This window comes from Ectothiorhodospira magna, from assembly GCF_900110965.1.
Lineage (GTDB): Bacteria > Pseudomonadota > Gammaproteobacteria > Ectothiorhodospirales > Ectothiorhodospiraceae > Ectothiorhodospira > Ectothiorhodospira magna.
In genome coordinates this window covers 62,580-80,318 of the sequence record NZ_FOFO01000002.1, presented here as the reverse complement: position 1 = coordinate 80,318, position 17,739 = coordinate 62,580, and the positions used below count along the sequence as shown (strand labels likewise).

At 64.2% G+C, this 17,739-nt stretch carries 18 protein-coding genes; 13 read left to right on the top strand and 5 right to left on the bottom strand.

The features are described 5' to 3' along the window. Positions 1-123: 123 nt before the first annotated feature. Both purD and purH read right to left on the bottom strand, forming a co-directional pair. Positions 124-1,404 (bottom strand): phosphoribosylamine--glycine ligase, encoded by a 1,281-nt coding sequence (gene purD / locus BMX62_RS01185; RefSeq protein ID WP_090202786.1) that lies wholly within the window; start codon positions 1,402-1,404, stop codon positions 124-126. A 16-nt stretch (positions 1,405-1,420) separates the two neighbouring features. Beyond that, positions 1,421-2,986 (bottom strand): bifunctional phosphoribosylaminoimidazolecarboxamide formyltransferase/IMP cyclohydrolase, encoded by a 1,566-nt coding sequence (purH, locus tag BMX62_RS01180; RefSeq protein WP_420795796.1) that lies wholly within the window; start codon positions 2,984-2,986, stop codon positions 1,421-1,423. Between the two features lie 310 nt (positions 2,987-3,296). Here purH and BMX62_RS01175 point away from each other — a divergent pair, with 310 nt between their 5' ends. Then, complete coding sequence (locus BMX62_RS01175) at positions 3,297-4,556, top strand: (Fe-S)-binding protein (protein ID WP_238375796.1); 1,260 nt, start codon at positions 3,297-3,299, stop codon at positions 4,554-4,556. Here BMX62_RS01175 and BMX62_RS01170 read toward each other — a convergent pair. Further along, the gene (locus BMX62_RS01170) at positions 4,507-5,265 is read right to left on the bottom strand and encodes a pteridine reductase (RefSeq protein WP_090202779.1); all 759 of its coding nucleotides are present in this window, start codon (positions 5,263-5,265) and stop codon (positions 4,507-4,509) included. The two genes, BMX62_RS01175 and BMX62_RS01170, sit on opposite strands and share 50 nt — an antisense overlap. Positions 5,266-5,310: 45 nt before the next feature. Here BMX62_RS01170 and BMX62_RS01165 point away from each other — a divergent pair, with 45 nt between their 5' ends. Then, the gene (locus BMX62_RS01165) at positions 5,311-6,504 is read left to right on the top strand and encodes a class I SAM-dependent methyltransferase (RefSeq protein ID WP_090202777.1); all 1,194 of its coding nucleotides are present in this window, start codon (positions 5,311-5,313) and stop codon (positions 6,502-6,504) included. An 11-nt stretch (positions 6,505-6,515) separates the two neighbouring features. Here the strand turns inward: BMX62_RS01165 and BMX62_RS01160 are convergent, their stop codons facing one another. Then, a complete protein-coding gene (locus tag BMX62_RS01160; protein WP_090202774.1) occupies positions 6,516-7,763 on the bottom strand; it encodes a multifunctional CCA addition/repair protein in 1,248 nt (415 codons plus the stop codon). A 2-nt stretch (positions 7,764-7,765) separates the two neighbouring features. Next, positions 7,766-8,704 carry a complex I NDUFA9 subunit family protein gene (locus tag BMX62_RS01155; protein ID WP_090203098.1) on the bottom strand — a complete coding sequence of 313 codons (939 nt, stop codon included), beginning with the start codon at positions 8,702-8,704 and terminating at the stop codon, positions 7,766-7,768. A gap of 191 nt (positions 8,705-8,895) precedes the next feature. Here BMX62_RS01155 and BMX62_RS01150 point away from each other — a divergent pair, with 191 nt between their 5' ends. The 11 genes from BMX62_RS01150 to tolB all read left to right on the top strand — a co-directional run bounded on the left by BMX62_RS01150 (position 8,896) and on the right by tolB (position 17,691). Then, positions 8,896-10,260: an NAD-dependent succinate-semialdehyde dehydrogenase gene (locus BMX62_RS01150; RefSeq protein WP_202906170.1), complete on the top strand. Its 1,365-nt coding sequence runs from the start codon at positions 8,896-8,898 to the stop codon at positions 10,258-10,260. Between the two features lie 8 nt (positions 10,261-10,268). Further along, positions 10,269-10,844 (top strand): DedA family protein, encoded by a 576-nt coding sequence (locus BMX62_RS01145; protein WP_238375794.1) that lies wholly within the window; start codon positions 10,269-10,271, stop codon positions 10,842-10,844. Positions 10,845-10,924: 80 nt separating this feature from the next. Further along, positions 10,925-11,671, top strand: a complete 747-nt coding sequence (locus BMX62_RS01140; RefSeq protein WP_090202771.1) for a YebC/PmpR family DNA-binding transcriptional regulator — start codon at positions 10,925-10,927, stop codon at positions 11,669-11,671. Continuing rightward, positions 11,668-12,189 (top strand): crossover junction endodeoxyribonuclease RuvC, encoded by a 522-nt coding sequence (gene ruvC, locus BMX62_RS01135; RefSeq protein WP_090202768.1) that lies wholly within the window; start codon positions 11,668-11,670, stop codon positions 12,187-12,189. Before BMX62_RS01140 ends, ruvC begins: the two co-directional genes overlap by 4 nt. After that, positions 12,186-12,788 (top strand): Holliday junction branch migration protein RuvA, encoded by a 603-nt coding sequence (gene ruvA, locus BMX62_RS01130; protein WP_090202765.1) that lies wholly within the window; start codon positions 12,186-12,188, stop codon positions 12,786-12,788. Before ruvC ends, ruvA begins: the two co-directional genes overlap by 4 nt. Before the next feature lie 9 nt (positions 12,789-12,797). Then, positions 12,798-13,832, top strand: a complete 1,035-nt coding sequence (ruvB, locus tag BMX62_RS01125; protein WP_090202761.1) for a Holliday junction branch migration DNA helicase RuvB — start codon at positions 12,798-12,800, stop codon at positions 13,830-13,832. Further along, on the top strand, positions 13,829-14,263 hold the full coding sequence (gene ybgC, locus BMX62_RS12560) for a tol-pal system-associated acyl-CoA thioesterase (protein ID WP_143339635.1): 435 nt from the start codon (positions 13,829-13,831) through the stop codon (positions 14,261-14,263). The genes ruvB and ybgC overlap by 4 nt, the downstream gene beginning before the upstream one ends. Beyond that, positions 14,260-14,955 carry a protein TolQ gene (gene tolQ / locus BMX62_RS12555; RefSeq protein WP_143339634.1) on the top strand — a complete coding sequence of 232 codons (696 nt, stop codon included), beginning with the start codon at positions 14,260-14,262 and terminating at the stop codon, positions 14,953-14,955. The genes ybgC and tolQ overlap by 4 nt, the downstream gene beginning before the upstream one ends. Next, the gene (gene tolR / locus BMX62_RS01115) at positions 14,952-15,407 is read left to right on the top strand and encodes a protein TolR (protein WP_238375793.1); all 456 of its coding nucleotides are present in this window, start codon (positions 14,952-14,954) and stop codon (positions 15,405-15,407) included. The genes tolQ and tolR overlap by 4 nt, the downstream gene beginning before the upstream one ends. Positions 15,408-15,411: 4 nt before the next feature. Next, a complete protein-coding gene (gene tolA / locus BMX62_RS01110) occupies positions 15,412-16,377 on the top strand; it encodes a cell envelope integrity protein TolA (RefSeq protein ID WP_090202755.1) in 966 nt (321 codons plus the stop codon). Positions 16,378-16,398: 21 nt separating this feature from the next. Beyond that, on the top strand, positions 16,399-17,691 hold the full coding sequence (gene tolB, locus BMX62_RS01105; RefSeq protein WP_090202752.1) for a Tol-Pal system beta propeller repeat protein TolB: 1,293 nt from the start codon (positions 16,399-16,401) through the stop codon (positions 17,689-17,691). Positions 17,692-17,739: the final 48 nt, after the last annotated feature.

The following is a 17,739-nucleotide window of genomic DNA, read 5'->3' as shown; positions in this document are numbered from 1 at the left end:
ATGAATTTTTGATGGACGCTACGTTAACACGCAATCCGCAGGCCGTCCAGCCCGTTATATCTCTCTGCGCTTAACTCATCCATCCAGGGGAAAATCCTGGATGGATTTTTTGGCTTCCCGGGATCACTCCCTGGCCACGGCCCGATGCCCGATATCGGTTCGATAGTAGACATCATCCCAGTGGATCTGCCTTGTCAGGGCGTAGGCCCGGGCCTGGGCATCACTGACCCGCTCCCCCAGTCCCACGGCGCACAGTACCCGCCCGCCCTGGGTGACCACCTGGCCGTCCTTCAGGGCCGTGCCCGCATGGAACACCTTGGCATCTTCGGCATCGGTATCCGGCAGGCCCTGGATCATATCCCCCTTGCGGTAATCGGCGGGATAGCCGCCTGCCGCCAGTACCACCCCCAGGGCAGCACGGGGGTCCCAGTCGGCCTGGGTCCGGTCCAGGCGACCCGCCAGAGCGGCTTCCACCAGTTCGATCAGGTCCGAACGCAGCCGCATCATGATGGGCTGGGTTTCCGGGTCACCGAAGCGGCAATTGAATTCCAGCACCTTGGGGATGCCCTGGGCATCGATCATCACCCCGGCATAGAGAAAGCCGGTGTAAGGGGTGCCTTCGGCGGCCATGCCCCGCACCGTGGGCAGGATCACCTGGTTCATGATGCGCGCATGGATCTCGGGAGTGACCACCGGGGCCGGGGAATAGGCACCCATGCCGCCGGTGTTGGGGCCCTGGTCGCCGTTGTCCCGGGCCTTGTGGTCCTGGGAGGTGGCCATGGGCAGCACATGCTCGCCGTCCACCATGCAGATGAAACTGGCCTCCTCGCCGCTGAGGAACTCCTCGATCACCACCCGGTGACCGGCCTGACCAAAGGCATTGCCCGCCAGCATGTCACGCACCGCGGCCTCCGCTTCCGCCAGGGTCCGGGCCAGGATCACCCCCTTGCCGGCGGCCAGTCCATCGGCCTTGACCACAATGGGCGCCCCCTGGGCACGCAGGTAGGCCAATGCCTCGTCCAGATCCGTGAAACTGCCGTAAGCCGCCGTGGGAATGTGGTGGCGGGCCAGAAAATCCTTGGAAAATGCCTTGGAGCCTTCCAGACGGGCGGCGTCCTGGGTGGGGCCGAAAATGGCCAGACCCTCAGCCTGAAAGGCGTCCACAACCCCGGCCACCAGAGGGGCCTCGGGGCCGACGATGGTCAGGTCGATGTTTTCCTTGCGGGCAAAGGCCAGCAGGCCGGGGATGTCCTCGGCGCCGATATCCAGATTGCGGCAGCCCGCTTCCCTGGCCGTGCCCCCATTGCCGGGGGCCACAAAAACCGTATCCACCCGGGGCGACCGGGCTGCCTTCCAGGCCAGGGCATGTTCGCGGCCACCGCCGCCAATGATGAGAATGTTCATTCGTTAACCCCAGGAATCAATGCCGAAAATGTCGCATGCCCGTGAACAGCATGGCCATGCCATGTTCATTGGCCGCCTGAATCACTTCCTCGTCCCGCATGGAGCCGCCGGGCTGGATCACGGCGGTGATACCGGCCTCGTGGGCAGCATCGATGCCGTCGCGGAACGGGAAAAAGGCGTCCGAAGCCATCACCGAACCGGCCACCTGCAGGTTTTCATCGGCGGCCTTGATGCCAGCGATGCGGGCCGAATACACCCGGCTCATCTGGCCGGCACCAACGCCGATGGTACGCCCATCCCGAGCGTAGACGATGGCGTTGGACTTGACGAACTTGGCCACCCGCCAGGCGAACAGCAGATCCGCCTGTTCCTGGTCGGTGGGGGCACGCCTGGAGACCCGCTTCAGGTCGGATTCGTTGATCTGGCCCAGATCCCGGTCCTGAACCAGCAGGCCGCCGTTGACCCGCTTGAAATCCCAGCCACCGCCGGCTTCACCCCATTGGCCGCAGGCCAGCAGACGCACGTTGGGCTTGCCGGAAACCGCCTTGACGGCCTCCGGGGAAACTTCGGGGGCGATGATCACCTCCACGAACTGCCGCGCCACAATGGCCTCGGCGGTCTTGCCATCCAGGGGGCGGTTGAAGGCGATGATGCCGCCGAAGGCGGAGGTGGGGTCGGTGGCAAAGGCCAGGTCATAGGCGGCCAGGATGTGGTCGGCCACGGCCACGCCGCAGGGGTTGGCATGCTTGACGATGACACAGGCCGGGGCCTGGAACTGCTTCACACATTCCAGGGCGGCGTCGGTGTCGGCAATATTATTAAAAGACAGGGCCTTGCCCTGAATCTGGCGGGCGGTGGCCACGCCGGCCTCGGCGGGATCACGTTCCCGGTAGAAAGCGGCGGATTGATGGGGGTTCTCGCCGTAGCGCAGGTCCAGGCTTTTTTCAAATTGCAGGGACAGGGTGCCGGGGAAGGGGGCCTGGGTCTGTTCGTCCCGCACGCCGGTCAGGTAATTGGCGATGGCGCCGTCATAACGGGCAGTATGGGCAAAGGCCTTGGCCGCCAGTTCAAAGCGCAGGGCATGGGGCAGGCTGCCGTCACCGGCGGCCAGGGCCTCCAGCACCCGGTCGTAGTCGGCGGGGTCCACCACAATGCCCACATGGGCATGGTTCTTGGCCGAGGCCCGTACCATGGCCGGGCCGCCGATGTCGATGTTCTCGATGGCGTCTTCCAGGCTGCAGCCGGGGTGGGCCACGGTGGCTTCAAAGGGGTAAAGATTCACCACCACCAGGTCGATGGGGGGGATGTGGTGGGTCTGCATGGCCTCGTCGTCCATGCCCCGACGCCCCAGGATGCCGCCGTGGATCTTCGGATGCAGGGTCTTGACCCGGCCATCCATCATCTCGGGAAACCCGGTATGGGCGGAGACTTCCTTCACCGGGATGCCTGCTTCCATGAGGCGTTTTGCGGTACCGCCGGTGGAAAGGATCTCGATACCCCGCGTCGCCAGGGCCTGGGCAAAGGGCAGCAGGCCGGTCTTGTCGGAAACGCTGATGAGCGCGCGGGTTACGGGTCGGGACATTGCTTGGGTCATGGGTTCGCCGGTCTGATGATGACAAAAAGACCGGAAATTATACGCGCCCGGAGAACCCCAGGGCCACCGGCAAAAAAAAAGCGCGACTTGAGGGAGCCGCGCCAAAACCACCAAAGGAGGATGGAGGAGTATACCGACTGCGGAGGGGTCCGCGAGACGATATGATTCTAATATCGTATGCTGCACTGCACATGTCAAGGTGGGTGAGGTTTTTTTTTGCTGGAGGGCCGATGGCTATGCTTGTCACCCAAACTCATACATCCCTCCCCGCCCTGAAGGACGGGGTTTCTTGCGTAAAATGATGACAAACTCTGCCGATATCCTGCGGGATACCGACCGTTGCGTGAAATGCGGTCTGTGCCTGCCCCATTGTCCCACCTACCAGATCAACCGTAATGAAGGCGACTCGCCCAGGGGCCGCATCACCCTCATGCAGGGGTTGATGCAGGGCGCCCTCAAGGATGATGCAACGGTGCGCCGGCATCTGGAGGGCTGTCTGGGCTGCCGGGCCTGCGAAACGGTCTGTCCTTCCGGTGTCCCCTTTGGGGATTTGATGGATGCCACTCGCAGGGTTCTGATCCCGCCACCTCAACCCTCTGGTGCAATCCGGGGATACCTGCTCAGTCATTCGGGGGCCAGACGGGTGGCGTCCGGCAGTCTGCGACTGGCCAGAGGCATGGGGCTGGGCTGGCTGGCCGGGCACCTGGGGAATGCCCAAAGACCCGGCATGGCCCGTAACGCCACATTTTTAGCCGATGTCACCCCCCCGCCCCGCTGGCCCCGCACCCCATCCCCGGTGACCGCCACAAGGGGCACGGTGTCCCTGTTTACCGGATGTACGGCAGAAACCTTCGACGGCCCCACCCTGGAAGCCGCTGTCCAGGTGCTCACCAGACTGGGATATGAGGTTGTGGTGCCCCAGGGACAGGTCTGCTGCGGGGCCATGGACCATCATGCCGGTGGCGTGAAGGATGCCGCCGCCCTGGCCCGACGCAATCAGGCGGCCTTTGCCGGCCATGAGGGGCCGATCCTGAGTCTGAACAGTGGCTGTCGCGTCCATCTGCACGGTGCCGGCGGTGATGGACTCGGAGCGCGGGTCACTGGCCTGTGCCGGTTACTGGCGGATCTGGACCTGACGCCGCTGCAGCTGGTGGATACCCCCCTCAAGGTGGCCTTTCATACCCCCTGCACCCTGCGCCACGGTCTGGGTGAAGCGGACTTCATGGTGGCCCTGCTGCAACGTCTGCCCGGCGTGACCGATGTCGCCCTGCCGGACAATGCCTTCTGCTGTGGCGGCGCCGGCAGCCGGATGCTGACCGATCCCCGAATGGCCGATCAGTTGCTGGCCCCCAAACTGGAGGCCCTGGAGGCATTGGCGCCAGATGTGCTGGTGACCGCCAATGTGGGCTGTGGCCTGCATCTGGCCGCCGGGATCCGGCGCCGGGGACTGACGGTGCCGGTACTCAATCCGGCCCGACTCATGGCCACCCGACTGGGACCGGCAGCCGCTATTGGGCCATCGAGCGGCCACCATCCACCGCAATCACCTGTCCGGTGATGTAACCGCCGTCCCGGATCAAAAACAGGGCCGTGCGGGCAATGTCATCCGGGTCTCCTTCCCGCTGAAGGGCGGTATGGCGGATCATGGTGTCATGGCCGGCGGTGTTTTCTGCCGCCTCTGGCCACAGAATCGCCCCCGGTGCAATGCCATTCACCCGCACCCGCGGCCCCAGTTCCCGGGCCAGGGACTGGGTCAGCAGCCATAATCCGGCCTTGGCCGCGCAGTACACCGGATAATCCTTGAGGGGATAGCGGGCGTGGGTGTCGACGATATTGATAATACAGCCGTTTCTGGCCATCAGGGTCGGCGCCAGGGCCTGGGACAGAAACAGGGGTGCCTTGAGGTTGGTGCCCATGAGATCATTCCAGTGGGCTTCGGTGATCTGGCCCAATGGGGTGGGATAAAAGGTAGAGGCATTGTTGATCAGGACATCCAGCCCGCCAAAGGCCGCCACGGCTGCCTCCGCCAGTTGTGTCACCGCCCCGGCCACCAGCAGGTCGCCTCCCACCAGTTGAACCGAATGGGGACGAAGCTGGTTCAGTTCCCTTTGCAAGGCGCGGGCGTCATCACTGGAATGGCGGTAATGGATCACCAGATTCATGCCCTCGGCATGGAGGCGACGGGCCATGCTGGCACCGATGCGCCGGGCGCCGCCGGTGATGAATACGGTCTTGCCCTGCAGTGAAGAAAAGTACGGCTGTTCCATGCTCAATCCTTCCCTCCCCCACCCCAGACTTTAGCAGAACCTGTGATGATACCATCGCCCCGACATTTTCGATTGCCTCCCCCCCCCGCCGATGCCCTGGCCCTGAGCCAGCGCCTGTTGCAACAGATGCAGGATGAAAGCCGCAGCAACGGCAACTGGCTGTCCTTTTATCGTTATATGACCCTGGCCCTGTATGCCCCCGGCCTGGGGTATTACGCAGCCGGCAGCCAGAAACTGGGGGCCGCCGGAGACTTTGTCACCGCCCCGGAGCAATCCCCCCTGTTTGGCCATTGTCTGGCCCGTCAATGTGCCCAGGTGCTCGATACCCTGGGGGGTGGGGATATTCTGGAATTTGGCGCCGGTACCGGCCAGTTGGCGGCCCAGGTGCTCGATACCCTGGCGCAACAGGATGCCCTGCCGGATCATTACCTGATCCTGGACACCAGCCCGGACCTGCGCCAGCGACAACAGGCCACCTTGTCCCAATTGCCGGAGGCGCTGGCCGCCCGGGTCCAATGGCTGGACCGGCTGCCCGAACCGGGGACATTTCGGGGGGTGATGCTGGCCAATGAAGTGCTCGATGCCCTGCCGGTGGAGCTGTTCATCTGGCACCCGGATCAGGTGCTGCGCCGGGGAGTGCAGATCACCGCCGAGGGGGTGATCTGGGCGGATCGTCCCGCCGATGACACCATGACAGCAGCGGTACACACCCTGCATCAGGCTGCCGGTGGTCACTGGGGTGCAGGTTATCAGTCGGAATTCAATCCGGGACTAGCCCCCTGGATCATGGCCGTGGCGGAGTGTCTGGCGGCAGGGGTGTTGCTATTGGTGGATTATGGCTATCCGGGCCGGGAATATTACAGCCCCGAACGACGCCAGGGCACATTGATCGCCCATTATCGCCACCGGATGCTCACCGATCCCCTGATATGGCCGGGACTGATGGACCTGACCGCCAATGTGGATTTTTCGGCGGTGGCCAGGGCCGGGGCCGGGGCGGATCTGACCTTGCTGGGATATACCACCCAGGCCTGGTTTTTGTTCGGCACCGGACTGGAGGCGGCTTTTGCAGCCCGTTGTCAGGAGGATGTACGCGCCCAGATGGCCCTGGCAGCCCAGGTGCGTACCCTCACCCTGCCCGGAGAGATGGGGGAACGGTTTCAGGTGATGGCCCTGGGGCGAGGGGTGGATATTCCCCTGATGGGGTTTGCCCAGCATGACCTGAGCCATCGCCTGTGACCGACCCGGCCTCAAGTGCCGTCGGGTACCCGGTCGGTGTAGGCCCGTCGCAACTGGGTCAGGGCTTCAATCCGTAGTCGGCGCATTGCCTGGGTAATGGCCTGCCCCTTGAGGCCCTGGGCCACCAGCGGGCCGGCCTGGATGGCCAGACAACGGGCATGGGCCTGGCGCACATAATCGGCCTGGGGATAAGGTCTGTCCTCAAATCCGGTGCGGCCACGATAATCGGCTTCACAGGCCAGCAAAATGCCTTCCAGTCGATCCGGGCGCCGGTAGGCATCCAGTCCCTCCAGGGTTTTGGCCAGAGTATCCGGGCGCAGTTCAAATACCCGATGGATATGGCCGTGGTAACGGGCCACCAACCGGGCGGACTCCCGGTAGCGGCCAGGAATACGGTAGCGGTCACAGAGCTGATCCACCAGTACCACCCCCCGTTGCTCATGGCCGTGGTGGCTGGGCAGGATATCCTTGGGGGTATTTCCCTTACCCAGATCATGGGTGAGGGCCGCAAACCGCACCACCGGATCGGTGGACAATCCCTCGGCCTGATCCAGCACCATAAAGGTATGGACGCCGGTATCCACTTCCGGGTGATAGCGGGGCGGCTGGGGCACGCCATACAGGCGCTCCAGTTCCGGGAACAGCACCGCCAGTGCGCCACAGGCCCGCAGCACCTGGAAGAACCGGGATGGACAGGGGCCGGCCAATGTCCGTTCCAGCTCCTGCCAGACCCGTTCCGGCACCAGGGCATCCACCTCGCCGGCGGCCACCATCTGCTGCATCAACGCCAAAGTCTCCGGGGCCACGGTAAATCCCAAAGGCCCCAGACGCGCAGCAAAGCGGGCCACCCGCAGGATACGCACCGGGTCTTCAGCAAAGGCGGCAGACACATGGCGCAACCGCCGGGCCGCCAGATCCTTCTGGCCACCAAACGGATCAATCAACTGTCCCTGGGCATCCTGGGCCATGGCGTTGATGGTCAAATCCCGCCGTTCCAGGTCGTCCTGCAGGGTCACATCCGGGGCGGCGTGGACCTCAAACCCCCGGTAACCGGGGGCGGTCTTGCGCTCGGTGCGGGCCAGGGCGTATTCCTCGCGGGTCTGTGGATGCAAAAAGACCGGAAAGTCCCGACCCACCTGTTTAAATCCCTGGGCCAGCATGGCATCCACCGTGGTGCCCACCACCACCCAGTCCCGCTCCCGGACCGGCAGCCCCAGAAGGGCATCCCGCACCGCTCCGCCCACCAGATAACAGTCCATGATCAGCGGCGCTCACTGCGCAACTGGTGCAACCGGGCATGGCGCTCCCGGTCTCCCAGATAACCGGGCACAATGGCTTCGATGGCGGTGGGGCAGCAATCCGGCCCCTGACACACACTGTCCCGGCTCATGGAATAGTAGTTGTCCAGGGTGAAGGGTTTACCGGGAACGTATGTCATGATCCGCGCCTGCCACCGGGACAGGCCATCGGACAGCCCCAGGATCAGGCGGCGACGGGCCATGACCTGGGCGGTATAGGTCACCAGTTCCTTGAGGGTATAGGTGCCAGGACCGCAGAGTTCGATGCGCCGTCCCCAGGTGCGCCGGTCCTCCAGGGCCGCGATCATACGACCGGCCACATCCCCCACATAGACCGGCGCAAAGCGGGCGTTCGGACAGGCCAGGGGCAACACCGGCGTCAGGCGCAGCAGGCGGGCGAAGCGGTTGAAGAAACTGTCACCGGGGCCAAAAATCACCGAAGGCCGAAAACTGGTCACCCGAACCGGTCCGGCCAGGGTATGCACAATGTTTTCCCCTTCTCCCTTGGTGCGCAGGTAATGGCTGGCCCCATTGGCCGCATCGGCATTGAGAGCACTCATGTGCAGCACACGCCCCACCTGGGCATCTGCAGCCGCCTCGATCACCGTGCGGGCCAGGGCCACATGGGCATGACGAAAACCGCTGCCATCCCGCCCCCGCTCATTGAGAATACCCACCAGGTTGATCACCCCGTCACAGCCGGCAAAATGGGTCCGCAACACTTGGGGATCGTGGCAGTCCGCAGCCACCAGTTGCACCCCCGGCAGCACCAGCAGGTGCCGATGCCGACTGACATGGCGGGTGAGTACCTTGACCTGACGGCCTTCCGCGGCCAGTCGTGCCACCACATGGGTGCCTGTAAACCCGGTGCCTCCAAGGACACATAGCGTGCGAATATTCATCATATTGCGCGAAAAACCCCGTGATGCACGGCACGATCACGCGGCCCGGATCGCATCCTCCTGTATCGGTATCGAGGCGACCAGTATACCCACGGCGGTCATTCAGGTGCAGCGCCCAGGGGCGCTGGTGTGGTGTATTCTTGATCGAAAGACTATTGTATGCGCCCTCTGCATCCAAAGGAGTTCCCCCCGTGCCTCTGAGTTCCGTCAATCCCGCCAACGGTTCGGTGCTGCATGTGTTCGAGACCTGGGCCCGGCCGCGCATTGACAAGGCCCTGGGTCAGGCGGCCCGCATGGCGCCCGAATGGCGCGATACCCCCCTGGACCAGCGGGCCGGGCTGCTGCGTCAGGCTGCCCATGTGCTGCGTCATCGTCGGGATCATTTTGCCGTCATGATGACCCAGGAAATGGGCAAGCTCCTGACCGAGTCCAGAGCCGAGATTGAACGCTGCGCCCTGGTCTGTGAGTACTATGCCGATCATGGGGCCGGCTTTCTGGCGGAAGAACCCATGCCGGCGGGAGAACTGGATGCCCGACTGATGTTTCAGCCCCTGGGCACCATTTTGGGCGTGATGCCCTGGAATTTTCCCTTCTGGCAGGTCTTCCGCTTTGCCGCCCCGACCCTGATGGCGGGGAACACGGTCCTGCTCAAACATGCCTCCAATGTCTCCCGCTGCGCCCTGGCCATCGAAGAAGTGTTCCGGGATGCCGGGCTGCCCACGGGAACCTTTCAAACCCTGATGATCACCTCCGCCGAAGTCCAGCGGGTGATCGAAGACCCCAGGGTACATGGGGTCACCCTGACCGGCGGTGACGGGGCGGGGCGGGCGGTGGCCGCCATCGCCGGGGGGGTGCTCAAGCCCTGTGTACTGGAACTGGGGGGCTCTGATCCCTTTGTGGTGCTGGAGGATGCAGACCTGGATGAGGCCGTATCCCAGGCGCTGGTGTCCCGCTACCGCAATGCAGGCCAGAGCTGCATTGCCGCCAAACGGTTTATTCTGGTGCCTGCGGTGGTGGACGGTTTTCTGGCCCGGCTCAAGGATGGGGTGGCCGACCTGAAACCGGGCGATCCCATGAAAGAAGAATCCACCCTTGCCCCCATGGCCAGAGCCGATCTGCGGGACGAACTGCATCAGCAGGTGCAAGATTCCATCGCCGAAGGGGCGGTGCCGGTCATGGGATGCCAGCCCCTGCCCGGCAAGGGTGCCTGGTATGCGCCATCCATTCTGGATCGGGTGGTGCCCGGCACTCGGGCCTATCAGGAAGAAATCTTCGGGCCGGTGGCCTGTATTTTACGGGCCACCGACGAGGAAGATGCCCTGCGCCTGGCCAACGACACCCGCTTTGGTCTGGGGGGCAGTGTATGGACCCGGGACAGGGTCAGGGGAGAACATTTTGCCCGGCGCATGGCCTGCGGCACTGCATTTATCAACGCCATGGTCAAAAGTGATCCCCGCCTGCCCTTTGGTGGCATCCGGGATTCCGGGTTTGGCCGGGAACTGGCCCGCGCCGGTATCCGGGCCTTCACCAATGCCAAAACCCTGGTACGCCGTTGAACCCCTTGGTGGATCAAGCCATTGAGGACTATGGCTATTGGGCCTTGGGCCTGTTTTTGATCCTGCTGGCCCCAGAGGCCCTGATGCCCTTTGCCGGATTTTTGGCCCATGAGGGACTGCTGAGCCTGTGGTGGGCGATCCTGGCGGGCAGCCTGGGGGGGACGCTGGGGTCAACCCTGATCTATCTGCTGGCCCGCCGGGTGGGAGAACTGCGAGTCCGTACCCTGCTGCGGCAGCGGGGTCGCTGGCTGCTGATGGGGGAACAGGACCTGGATCGGGTGCTGACCCTCTATGCCCGCCACGGGGCCTGGATCGTGGCCGGTGGCCGTCTGGTCCCCACCCTGCGCAGTCTGGTGTCCATCCCCGCCGGCCTGCTGCCCATGCCCCTGATGCGCTTCATTGGCCTGACCTGGCTGGGGACATTGGTCTGGAATACGGTGCTGGCCCTGGGGGGATACCTCCTGGGCGCCCAATGGCGGCTGCTGGAACCCTACCTGGGCCTTTACGGCAGTTTGGCCTTTGTGCTGGTGCTGGCGGTGGTGGGGTTTTATCTGCTCCGGCGTCTGGCAGAACGCCCCGGCTGAAGGTGCGATGCATCGTCGCCGGGATTCCAGTATCCTTTTTGCCCCGCCTTTTTCGATCGAACCCGACAACGAGACTTCACATGGCCGGACATAGTAAGTGGGCGAATATCCAGCATCGCAAAAATGCCCAGGACGCCAAGCGCGGCAAGCTCTTTACCAAACTCATCAAGGAAATCACCGTGGCCGCCCGTCTGGGGGGATCGGACCCAGCCACCAACCCCCGGCTGCGGTTGGCCATGGACAAGGCCCTGGACGCCAACATGACCAAGGACACCATCGAGCGGGCCACCAAGCGGGGGGCCGGGGAGCTGGAAGGGGTCAATTATGAGGAATTGCGCTACGAAGGTTATGGCCCCGGCGGCGTCGCCATCATGGTGGACTGCATGACCGACAACCGTAACCGCACCGTCTCTGAAGTGCGCCATGCCTTCAGCAAATGCGGTGGCAACCTGGGCACCGACGGTTCGGTGGCTTACCTGTTTGAAAAAACCGGCATCCTGGGCTATCCCGCCGGCAGTGACGAGGAACGGGTCATGGAAGCGGCCCTGGAAGCCGGCGCCCATGATGTGCTGGTCAACGATGATGACTCCATCGACGTACTCACCACCCCCGAAGACTACGACGCCGTGCGCGCCGCCATGACCGAGGCCGGCCTCAAGCCCGAGCGCAGCGAAGTCACCATGCGGGCCGCCACCGGCAGCAGTGTGGATGACGTGGACACCGCCAAGGCCCTGCTCAAGCTGCTGGACATGCTGGATGATCTGGACGACGTGCAGAATGTCTACACCAATGCCGACTTCCCCGACTCGGTCATGCAGGCCCTGTGACCGCCCCCTGTCTTCGCATCCTGGGGATTGATCCGGGGTCTGTAGTCACCGGCTATGGCATTGTGGATACCGATGGCCGCCGCTCCACCCATGTGGACAGCGGCTGTATCCGGGTCAAGGGAGACGCCCTGCCGGCCCGACTGGGCCATATTCTCACCGCCGTGGCCGAACTGGTAGACCGGCATCAACCCCAGGTGATGGCCATTGAACAGGTGTTTGTATCCCGCAATGCCGCCTCTGCCCTCAAGCTGGGACAGGCGCGGGGGGCGGCCATCTGTGCAGCGGTGCAGGGGGGAGTATCCGTGGCCGAATATGCCCCCCGGGCCATCAAACAGGCCCTGGTGGGCACCGGTGCCGCCGACAAGACCCAGATGCAGCACATGGTCACCATGATCCTGGGGCTGGCTGCCCGGCCCGCCGCCGATGCCGCCGATGCCCTGGCGGTGGCCCTGTGCCATGCCCATACCCAGGCCACCCTGTCCCGCCTGCCGGCGGGCTATGCCAGGAGAACCCGATGATCGGACGACTGCGGGGGGTACTCATTCATAAACAGCCCCCCCATCTGATGCTGGACGTACACGGGGTGGGCTACGAACTGGAAGCCCCTTTGTCCACCTTTCTCGACCTGCCAGCGGAAGGCAGCGAAGTGACCTTGCACACCCATCTGCATGTGCGGGAGGATGCCCATGTGCTTTACGGATTTGCCGGGGTACAGGAACGGAGCCTGTTTCGTCACCTGATCCGGGTCAACGGGGTGGGGGCCAAGATGGCCCTGGCCATCCTTTCCGGGATGACCAGCGACGCCTTCAGCCGCTGCGTGATGGACAATGACATCACCCCCCTCACCCGCCTGCCCGGCATTGGCCGCAAGACGGCGGAACGGCTGGTGATCGAGATGCGTGACCGGGTGGCCACCCTGGGAAGCGGGGCGGCCCTGCCTCAACCCTCCGGCGCACCCACGGCCCCGGCGAACCCGACCTCTGACGCGGTGGCCGCCCTCATCGCCCTGGGATACAAGCCCCAGGAGGCCAGCCGGCTGATCAGTCTGGTGGAAGCCGAAGCCGATACCAGCGAAGCCCTGATCCGTCTGGCCCTCAAATCCACCCTCAACAGGTAGTCATCGCCCATGGCCGAGCGCATCATCAGTGCCGACACCATCCCCGACGACGACACCCTGGAACGGTCCATCCGGCCTCAGCGGCTGGCGGACTATGTGGGACAACCGGTGGCCAGGGAACAGATGGAAATTTTCATCTCCGCCGCCCGGGCCAGGGGCGAAGCCCTGGACCATGTACTGATTTTTGGCCCGCCGGGACTGGGCAAGACCACCCTTTCCCACATCATCGCCCAGGAACTGGGGGTGAACATGCGCCAGACCTCCGGCCCGGTACTGGAACGCCCAGGAGATCTGGCGGCCCTGCTCACCAATCTGGACCCCCATGATGTGCTGTTCGTGGACGAAATCCACCGGCTCTCCCCGGTGGTGGAGGAAGTGCTCTACCCCGCCCTGGAAGACTTTCAACTGGACATCATGATCGGCGAAGGCCCGGCGGCCCGCTCCATCAAACTGGACCTGCCACCGTTCACCCTGGTGGGTGCCACCACCCGGGCCGGCCTGCTCACCTCGCCTCTGCGGGACCGTTTTGGCATTGTTCAACGTCTGGAGTTTTATAACACCGAGGATCTGGCCTACATTGTGCGCCGTTCCGCCCGCATCCTGGGGGCAGAACTGGACGAAGACGGCGCCATGGAAATCGCCCGACGTGCCCGTGGTACCCCCAGAATTGCCAATCGTCTGCTGCGGCGGGTCAGGGACTATGCGCAAATCAAGGCCGATGGCATCATCAGCGCCCCGGTGGCGGATAACGCCCTGAACCTGCTGGACGTGGACGCCCACGGATTTGATGCCCAGGACCGGCGGCTGCTGCTGGCGGTCATGGAAAAGTTTGACGGCGGCCCGGTGGGACTGGACAGTCTGGCCGCCGCCCTGGGGGAGGAACGGGGCACCATCGAAGATGTGATCGAACCCTACCTGATTCAACAGGGGTTTCTCATGCGTACCCCCCGTGGCCGCATGGCCACCAGCAACGCCTACCGGCATTTCGGGCTGCGGGTGCCCAGCGCCCTGGAAGCCCGTGCCGCCCAGCCTGAGCTTTTATGATGCCTAACGAATTTACCTGGCCCGTGCGGGTCTATTACGAGGACACCGATGCCGGCGGTGTGGTGTTCTATGCCAACTATCTCAAATACATGGAACGGGCGCGCACCGAATGGCTGCGTCATCTGGGTATCGGTCAGACCCGGTTGCGCCAGACCCAGGGGGTGATTTTTGCCGTGCGCAGCGTCACCCTGGACTACCTGCGCCCCGCCCGGCTTGATGACCGACTGCAAGTGAGCGCCCGGTGTCTGGATGTCCGTCGGGCCAGTTTGATCATCGGCCATGACATCCACTGTCTGCGGGAAAATGACACCCCGGAACTGTTGAACCGGGGACAGGTCAAGATAGCCTGTCTTGATGCCGAGACATTTGCCCCGCGCCCCATACCCCATCCGATTGTGGCCGCCCTGACTGCCGGAGATGCCGCGCCGTGACCGTCGATCTGTCCCTTTACCGCCTGATTCTGGACGCCAGCCTCGTCGTTCAGCTGGTGATGCTGGTGCTGGTGCTGGCCTCGGTATTCTCCTGGATGATCATTGTCATCAAATGGCGGGTGCTGCGGGAGGCCCGGCGGACGGCGGACGCTTTCGAGGTCCGGTTCTGGTCCGGGACCGATCTGGCCCAACTCTACGACCGCTCCCGCCGCAAGGTGGATATTGCCGGTCTGGAGCATGTGTTTGTGGCCGGTTTCAAGGAATTTCTCAAGGGCCGACGCCAGTTGCGCGACCCGGCTGCGGGTGTTTTAGTGGCCGGCGGCACCGAACGGGCCATGCAGGTGGCCATTTCCCGAGAAGGAGACGAACTGGAAACCTACCTCAACGCCCTGGCCACCGTGGGGTCCACCAGCCCCTATATCGGTCTGTTTGGCACCGTCTGGGGCATCATGCATGCCTTCATGGGGCTATCCGGCGCCCAGCAGGCCACCCTGGCCATGGTGGCCCCCGGCATTGCCGAGGCCCTGATCGCCACCGCCCTGGGCCTGTTTGCCGCCATCCCGGCAGTGATTGCCTACAACAGCTTTTCCTCGGACATCGACCGCCTGCTGGCCCGTTATGACAACTTTGCCGGAGAACTGGCCACCCTGCTGCAACGCCAGGTGGGGGGGCGTGACGGGGTGGAAGCGTGAGCCGTTCCCGTTCAGCCGCCCGACGTCGGCGCGCCATGTCCCAGATCAACGTGGTGCCCTTCATCGACGTCATGCTGGTGCTATTGATCATCTTCATGGTCACCGCGCCCCTGTTGCAGCAGGGGGTGGAAGTGGACCTGCCCCAGGCCGATGCCCAGCCTTTGCCCGATGACGCCACCCAGCCGGAAGCCATCGTGGTCACAGTCACCCGGGATGGCCAACTGAGCCTGAATCAGGGGCCACGGATCGGCGTACCCCTGAACCAGGAGGAACTGCGGGAGATCATGGTGGGGTTACTGGGACAACAGCCGAATGTCCAGGTCTATGTCCGGGGTGACCGGTTTGTGGACTATGGCCGGGTGGTGGACGCCATGGTCAGTGTTCAGTCCGCCGGTGCCCAGCGGGTCGGGCTGATCACTGACCCGCCCGATCCATCGGCCTGGGACCGCTGATGTCATGGGGGGTTTGCTGCGCCGACATTACGGGTTGTTCGGGATTGTCCTGGGCATCCATCTGGCCTTGTTCCTGCTGTTGGGTGTGAATCTCCACCTCACCCCCAGAGAAGCGGGTACCCCGCCCCCCGTTGCGCCCCCGGAAGTGATCGACGCCGTGGCCGTGGACGGTACCGCCTTTGACCGTATCGAACAGCAACGGCTGGCAGAACAACAGCGGCAGGCCGAAGAAGCGCGCCGACAGGAAGCCGAACGCCAGCGACAGGTCGAACAGCAGCGCCGGGCCGAGGAACAACGGCGAGCGGAAGAACAACGCCGGGCCGAAGAAGCGCGCCGCCAGGAAGCCGAACGTCAGCGACAGGCCGAACAGCAACGCCGGGCCGAGGAACAGCGGCGGGCGGAAGAACAACGGCGGGCCGAAGAAGCACGCCGACAGGAAGCCGAACGCCAGCGACAGGCCGAACAGCAGCGCCGGGCCGAGGAACAGCGGCGGGCGGAAGAACAACGCCGGGCCGAAGAAGCGCGCCGTCAGGAAGCCGAACGCCAGCGGCAGGCCGAACAGCAACGTCAAGCCGAAGAACAGCGCCGGGCCGAAGCAGCGCGCCGTCAGGAAGCCGAACGCCAGGCCGAACAGCAACGTCAAGCCGAGGAACAGCGCCGAGCCGAAGCAGCGCGCCGCCAGCAGAATGAATTGGAGCGCCTGCAAAACGCCTACGAAGCCGCCATCCGCAGCGCGGTGGAAAGTCGCTGGCTTCGTTCCAGTGGTCATCAGCCCGGCTATCGGGCCGTGATCTATATTCGTCAGGCACCGGGGGGTTACCTGCACGAAGTTCGGGTGGAACAATGCACGGGCGACCGGGCCTTTTGCGACTCGGTGGAGCGGGCGGTACGACTGGCCGAGCCATTACCCGCCCCCCCCAGTCCTGAAGTCTTTGCCCGCGAGATTCGATTCACTTTCGAGCCTGCATAAATCAGGCCATGAGAGATTTTGATGATCCAGATTCGACACATTCTGCTGCTGTTGCTGCTTGGTCTGCCGCTGACGGTTCAGGCCGCCCTGGAGATCCGCATCACCCAGGGGGTGGAAGGGGCCATGCCCATTGCCGTCGTACCCTTTACATGGACGGGGGCCGATCAGGCACCCGCAGACCTGGCCGCCATCATCGACGCCAATCTCCACCGCAGTGGCCGCTTTGCCCCGGTAGACCGGCAGGCCATGCCCCAGCGCCCGGCCCCGGATGAAACCCCGGATGCTGCCCTCTGGCGGGACCGGGGCACCAACTACGTGGTCATCGGTCGCCTGCAACCCGACAGCGGTGACCGCCTGAACGTCCAGTTCCAGTTGTTTGATGTGGCCGGCAACCGCCAGCTCACCGGCTACACCATCCCGGTGGAACGGGCCCACCTGCGCCGGGCCGCCCACATGATCAGCGATATCATCTACGAACGGCTCACCGGGGAACGGGGTGCCTTTGACACCCGGGTGGCCTATGTGAGCGTCACAGGACCGGGAGAGCAACGTCGCTTTGCCCTGCAGGTGGCCGATGCCGATGGCCACAACCCCCGCACCATCTTCCGCTCCCCCCATCCTATCCTCTCCCCGGCCTGGTCCCCCGATGGCCAGCGGATTGCCTATGTCTCGTTTGAAAATGGCCGCTCCGAAGTGTTCGTGCAAAACGTGGACGGGGGCGAGCGCACCCGGCTGGCGGCTTTTGAGGGCATCAACAGCGCCCCGGCCTGGTCCCCCGACGGCCAGCGGCTGGCCCTGACCCTCTCCAGGGGCGGCGCTCCGGATGTCCATATCATGAACCTGGCCGACCGGACCATCACCCAGATCACCCGCAGCCGCTCCATCGACACCGAGGCGGTCTGGATGCCCGATGGCCGTTCCCTGATTTTCACCTCCGACCGGGCCGGCCAACCCCAGCTTTACGAAGTCTCCGTCACCGGAGGCCAGCCCCGGCGCCTGACCTTCGAAGGGCGTTACAATGGCGGCGCCAGCCTCTCTCCCGATGGTCGGCGGCTGGCCATGGTCCACGGTGCCGATGGCCGTTTTCGCATCGCCCTGCTCGACCGTCAGACCCGCCTGTTCCAGGTGCTCACCGAAGGCCGTGCCGATGAATCCCCCAGCTTTGCCCCCAACGGCAGTATGATCATCTACGCCACTGCCGAGGGGGGGCGGGGCATCCTGGCCGCGGTCAGTGCCGATGGCCGGGTGCATCAGCGTCTGGTGCTGCAGGAGGGGGAAGTGCGGGAACCGGCCTGGTCGCCGTTTCGTCAATAGCTATGCCAGAATCCCCTACGCTCCAACCCAATTCAGTCCATGTCGAGG

What these genes read in the sequence shown, in the direction of transcription:
- purD (WP_090202786.1), bottom strand. Translation starts at nt 1,404, where the DNA reads ATGAACATTCTCATCATTGGCGGCGGTGGCCGCGAACATGCCCTGGCC.
- purH (WP_420795796.1), bottom strand. Translation starts at nt 2,986, where the DNA reads ATGTCCCGACCCGTAACCCGCGCGCTCATCAGCGTTTCCGACAAGACC.
- BMX62_RS01175 (WP_238375796.1), top strand. Translation starts at nt 3,297, where the DNA reads ATGATGACAAACTCTGCCGATATCCTGCGGGATACCGACCGTTGCGTG.
- BMX62_RS01170 (WP_090202779.1), bottom strand. Translation starts at nt 5,265, where the DNA reads ATGGAACAGCCGTACTTTTCTTCACTGCAGGGCAAGACCGTATTCATC.
- BMX62_RS01165 (WP_090202777.1), top strand. Translation starts at nt 5,311, where the DNA reads ATGATACCATCGCCCCGACATTTTCGATTGCCTCCCCCCCCCGCCGAT.
- BMX62_RS01160 (WP_090202774.1), bottom strand. Translation starts at nt 7,763, where the DNA reads ATGGACTGTTATCTGGTGGGCGGAGCGGTGCGGGATGCCCTTCTGGGG.
- BMX62_RS01155 (WP_090203098.1), bottom strand. Translation starts at nt 8,704, where the DNA reads ATGAATATTCGCACGCTATGTGTCCTTGGAGGCACCGGGTTTACAGGC.
- BMX62_RS01140 (WP_090202771.1), top strand. Translation starts at nt 10,925, where the DNA reads ATGGCCGGACATAGTAAGTGGGCGAATATCCAGCATCGCAAAAATGCC.
- ruvA (WP_090202765.1), top strand. Translation starts at nt 12,186, where the DNA reads ATGATCGGACGACTGCGGGGGGTACTCATTCATAAACAGCCCCCCCAT.
- ruvB (WP_090202761.1), top strand. Translation starts at nt 12,798, where the DNA reads ATGGCCGAGCGCATCATCAGTGCCGACACCATCCCCGACGACGACACC.
- ybgC (WP_143339635.1), top strand. Translation starts at nt 13,829, where the DNA reads ATGATGCCTAACGAATTTACCTGGCCCGTGCGGGTCTATTACGAGGAC.
- tolA (WP_090202755.1), top strand. Translation starts at nt 15,412, where the DNA reads ATGGGGGGTTTGCTGCGCCGACATTACGGGTTGTTCGGGATTGTCCTG.
- tolB (WP_090202752.1), top strand. Translation starts at nt 16,399, where the DNA reads ATGATCCAGATTCGACACATTCTGCTGCTGTTGCTGCTTGGTCTGCCG.